Genomic DNA, 4,176 nt, shown 5'->3' with positions numbered 1-4,176 from the left:
AACAACTTTGCGCCGATGATAGTGCTGCAACCAGTGTGAAAGTAGGTTATCGTCAGGCTTGTTATTCGTAGTAGAGAGAAACCCCGATCAGCAATGATTGGGGTTTTTTTTCGTCTGATGGTTTGTTGTGGTGCACTCGATTCGTGCATCGCTTGGTGCATCAGGCTATTTTCTGCTCAAAAATCATGCAGAAAGGTGCTGCTGCAGATCGTATACAGGCTTTGTATGCAGGCACGGAAACTGCTCAAGGATTATGGCGTGCTGTTCATTATGGACAGCACGTCATCATCCACCTTGAGGAGCTGTCCATGAATCGTCGTTCGATCCTGTTGTCGCTGATCCTGTCCGCCACCGCACTTGCCGCACCGCTGACCCATGCCGAGGCGCTCGACGATATCCTCAAGGCCAAGGTCTTGCGCGTCGCCGTACCTCAGGATTTTCCGCCTTTCGGATCCGTCGGCCCTGACATGAAACCCGTTGGCTATGACATTGATGTTGCCGCACTTCTGGCCAAAGGGTTGGGCGTCAAACTGGAACTGGTGCCGGTGACCAGCGCCAATCGGATTCCCTACCTGAATACCAAAAAAGTTGACCTGGTCATTTCCAGTCTGGGGAAAAACCCGGAGCGTGAAAAAGTGATCGATTTCAGCGCAGCGTATGCGCCCTTCTTCAGCGGCGTGTTCGGGACCGCAGATCAGGCGATCAGCAAACCTGAACAACTGGCCGGTAAAATCGTGGGGGTAACCCGCGGCGCAGTTGAGGATCTTGAATTGAGCAAGATTGCGCCATCCACCACCACCATCAAGCGTTTTGAAGACAATAACGCGACCATTTCCGCTTTCCTTTCGGGCCAGGTGCCCTTGATTGCCACCGGCAATGTGGTGGCCGGCGCGATTGTCGAAAAACAGCCGGCAAAAAAACTCGAGTTCAAATTCTTTATCAAGAATTCTCCATGCTACGTCGGCATCAATAAAAGCGAGCCGAAGTTACTGGCGCAAATCAATGCCATCCTGGCCAAGTCCAAAGAGGACGGCAGCCTCAATACCATCGCCCAGAAATGGCTGAAGACAACGCGCCCGGTCACGGCCCTGCTGTAAGCGGTCAGTACGCAATGGCATACACTTTTGATTTCAGCAGTATATGGGAATACCGCGAGTATCTGTACAGCGGCGTGATCGGCACTTTGCGCCTGACACTCGTCGGTACTGTGCTCGGTGTTGCCATCGGTATTCTTGGCGCCATTTCGCGCGCCTGGAAACTGCCCGTGCTGTCTCCGGTCTATACCGTCTATGTGGAGCTGATCCGCAATACGCCGTTTATCGTGCAACTGTTTTTTGTTTTCTTTGGTTTGCCCAGCCTTGGCATTCATCTGAGCGAATGGCAGGCTGCAACGATTGCGATGGTGCTCAACCTGGGTGCCTACAGCACCGAGATCATCCGCGCCGGCGTGGAGTCGGTGCCGAAAGGCCATATCGAGGCCGCCTCGGCACTTGCGATGTCGCGCTTCCAGATTTTTCGCTGCGTAATTCTGCGCCAGGCCTTGCTCAAGATGTGGCCAGCCTTGTCCAGCCAGATCGTGATCGTGATGCTGGGATCGTCCGTGTGTTCGCAAATTTCGGCGGAAGAACTGACCTTTGGTGCCGGCTTCATTACTTCGCGTAACTTCCGTTCCTTCGAAGTGTATTTCGTGGTCACCATCATGTACTTTTTGCTGGCGGTCGGCGTGCGTCACGCCCTCATGCTGTTTGGCCGCTACTTGCTTGCAAGGAGAGCCCCATGAGCGATTTTTCCCTGTGGGACATCATTCGAAACTTGCTGCTGGCGGGGCGCTGGACGGTAGTGCTGTCCTTGATTGCCTTTGTTTGTGGTGGCCTGGTTGGCATCGCTATCCTGATGATGCGCACGTCGAGCGCGCGGCTGCTGCGCCAGTTTGCCGTCATGTATATCGAACTGTTCCAGGGCACGCCACTGCTGATGCAATTGTTCCTGCTGTTCTTTGGGCTGTCGCTGACCGGCATGCAAGTGTCACCCTGGCTCGCTGCCAGCGTGGCCCTGACCTTGTTTACAAGTGCCTACCTGGCAGAAATCTGGCGCGGTTGCGTCGAGGCGATTCCGCGTGGACAGTGGGAAGCGTCTGCCAGTACTGCAATGACGTATATGGAGCAGATGCGCCATGTGATCTTGCCGCAGGCGCTGCGCATCGCCGTCGCACCGACGGTCGGATTTTCCGTGCAGGTGGTGAAAGCGACTGCCGTCACGTCCATTATCGGTTTTGTTGAGCTGACCAAGGCCGGTTCGATGATCAGCAACGCCACGTTTGCGCCGTTCACCGTGTATGGCTTGATCGCCCTGATGTACTTCTGCCTGTGTTTCCCGCTTTCGCTGTATGCCCGCCGCCTGGAAAGGAAAATGAATGTCTCTCGTTAGCATCAATGGTTTGCACAAGCGTTTTGGTACGCACCACGTCCTCAAGGGCATCGACTTGCGTGTCAAGGAGGGACAAGTCACGGCAGTGATCGGACGCAGCGGTTCGGGCAAGAGTACCCTGCTGCGTTCGATCAACGGACTGGAAAGTTTCGATGAAGGCTCGATCGATGTTGATGGTGTGCGGGTCACCGTCGGCCAGACCGATTTACGCCAGTTGCGCCTGAAAGTCGGCATGGTGTTTCAGCAGTTCAATCTGTATCCGCATCTGACGGCAGGGCAGAATGTGATGCTGGCCCCGACCGTGGTCAAGAAAGCAGGCAAACAGGTAGCCGAGGCGTTGGCGCGCGATGCGCTGGCAAAAGTCGGTCTTGCCGATCGTTTTGACTCGTTTCCTGACCAGATGTCGGGTGGACAGCAACAGCGGGTGGCAATCGCGCGTGCCTTGGCGATGCAGCCAAAAATACTGTTGTGTGACGAAATTACATCGGCGCTCGACCCGGAACTGGTGAGCGAAGTGCTGGCCGTGGTGCGCAAGCTGGCCGACGATGGCATGACCCTGATCATGGTCACGCATGAAATGCGTTTTGCACGCGAGGTGGGCGATCAACTGGTGTTCATGCACCAGGGGAAAATCCATGAGCAAGGTGATCCGAAGACCTTGTTTGCCGCGCCGTCGACACCGGAACTGGCCAGTTTCATCAGTTCGGTTTCCTGATGTTTTGTCAGACCAGATCCTGCATGCCTGAACACGCCACTTCCGCTGCCAGCAATTCGTCCGAAGAGATCGCCGCAGATATCGCGGCGGCGATTATCGGGCGTCGCTTGCCGCCTGGCACCAAGCTCAAAGAAGAGGCGCTTGCCCGGGTGTATTCGGTCAGTCGTACCAAGATTCGTGCGGCGTTGCTGATGCTGTCGAAAGATGAGCTCATCGAGATCATTCCGGAAAAAGGCGCATGCGTATGCAAGCTCAGTGAACGCGAGGCGCGCGAAATATTTGCTGTGCGCCGTACGCTGGAAGCCGGGCTGGCGCGTGATTTCGTGGCGGTGGCCAATACCGATGATTATCGTCGCATCGATACCCACCTTGCCCTGGAGCGGCAGGCCTTGCTGCAGAACGATCTGCCGCTGCGTGCGAGATTGCTGGGTGAGTTTCACATCTTGCTGGCCGATATAGTCGGCAATCTGGTGCTCAAGGAGATCTTGCGCAAGCTGACGGCGCGTACCTCGCTGATCGCCATGCATCAGCAGTCCAGTGAAGACGCTACTTGCTCATCGGACGAACATGCCCTGTTTATCGAAGCGGCCAGGGCTGGTGATGCCGATGCTGCAGTGAACATCATGTTGCATCACCTCGATCATGTCCTCAAGGCACTGCATGTCGATGGTGCTCAAAGTATCGACAAGAAAGACCTGGTCCAGGCCCTGTTGGCCGCCTGAGCAAAAATGGCACCTGAAAGTTCTTGCCAGGACTGCCGAAGCTTTGCTATAGTTCGCCTCCTCGCAAAACGACGCGCACAAAACAAGGTGCTGCGGAGCAAAACGGGGCAGAAAAGAAGGTTGACGAAATGCTGAAAAAGCTTCATACTCTTCCTTCTTCGCGGCTGACAAACACAACGCTTTGTCGATAGCGCGAAAGTAGCACCGAATACAGTTCTTTAACAATTAACAGTCGATAAGTGTGGGCATTTGATGAAGTGCAGCGTTGATCTTCGGATCGATGTAAAACTTAAAATATCAAATGTTCACAAG

5 protein-coding genes are annotated in these 4,176 nt (G+C 54.8%); all 5 read left to right on the top strand.

Annotated features, from left to right (window positions below):
- Positions 1-308: 308 nt before the first annotated feature.
- The 5 genes from ACQ4WM_RS24655 to ACQ4WM_RS24635 are packed head-to-tail and all read left to right on the top strand — an operon-like array spanning position 309 to position 3,864.
- Positions 309-1,097 carry a transporter substrate-binding domain-containing protein gene (locus ACQ4WM_RS24655; protein WP_436549290.1) on the top strand — a complete coding sequence of 263 codons (789 nt, stop codon included), beginning with the start codon at positions 309-311 and terminating at the stop codon, positions 1,095-1,097.
- Positions 1,098-1,111: 14 nt separating this feature from the next.
- The gene (locus ACQ4WM_RS24650; protein WP_436549289.1) at positions 1,112-1,780 is read left to right on the top strand and encodes an amino acid ABC transporter permease; all 669 of its coding nucleotides are present in this window, start codon (positions 1,112-1,114) and stop codon (positions 1,778-1,780) included.
- Positions 1,777-2,427 carry an amino acid ABC transporter permease gene (locus ACQ4WM_RS24645; RefSeq protein ID WP_436549288.1) on the top strand — a complete coding sequence of 217 codons (651 nt, stop codon included), beginning with the start codon at positions 1,777-1,779 and terminating at the stop codon, positions 2,425-2,427. Before ACQ4WM_RS24650 ends, ACQ4WM_RS24645 begins: the two co-directional genes overlap by 4 nt.
- Positions 2,414-3,142 (top strand): amino acid ABC transporter ATP-binding protein, encoded by a 729-nt coding sequence (locus tag ACQ4WM_RS24640; protein WP_436549287.1) that lies wholly within the window; start codon positions 2,414-2,416, stop codon positions 3,140-3,142. The genes ACQ4WM_RS24645 and ACQ4WM_RS24640 overlap by 14 nt, the downstream gene beginning before the upstream one ends.
- Positions 3,143-3,165: 23 nt before the next feature.
- Positions 3,166-3,864, top strand: coding sequence for a GntR family transcriptional regulator (locus tag ACQ4WM_RS24635; RefSeq protein WP_436549286.1), 699 nt, complete (start codon positions 3,166-3,168; stop codon positions 3,862-3,864).
- Positions 3,865-4,176: the final 312 nt, after the last annotated feature.

The sequence above is a fragment of the Janthinobacterium longum genome (genome assembly GCF_051380735.1).
GTDB lineage: Bacteria > Pseudomonadota > Gammaproteobacteria > Burkholderiales > Burkholderiaceae_D > Janthinobacterium.
Note: the sequence above shows the minus strand (reverse complement) of the source record. Positions and strands in the feature narration are given on the sequence as shown.

Coding starts and splice junctions, on each gene's coding strand:
- ACQ4WM_RS24635 (WP_436549286.1), top strand. CDS start 3,166: ATGCCTGAACACGCCACTTCCGCTGCCAGCAATTCGTCCGAAGAGATC.
- ACQ4WM_RS24645 (WP_436549288.1), top strand. CDS start 1,777: ATGAGCGATTTTTCCCTGTGGGACATCATTCGAAACTTGCTGCTGGCG.
- ACQ4WM_RS24640 (WP_436549287.1), top strand. CDS start 2,414: ATGTCTCTCGTTAGCATCAATGGTTTGCACAAGCGTTTTGGTACGCAC.
- ACQ4WM_RS24655 (WP_436549290.1), top strand. CDS start 309: ATGAATCGTCGTTCGATCCTGTTGTCGCTGATCCTGTCCGCCACCGCA.
- ACQ4WM_RS24650 (WP_436549289.1), top strand. CDS start 1,112: ATGGCATACACTTTTGATTTCAGCAGTATATGGGAATACCGCGAGTAT.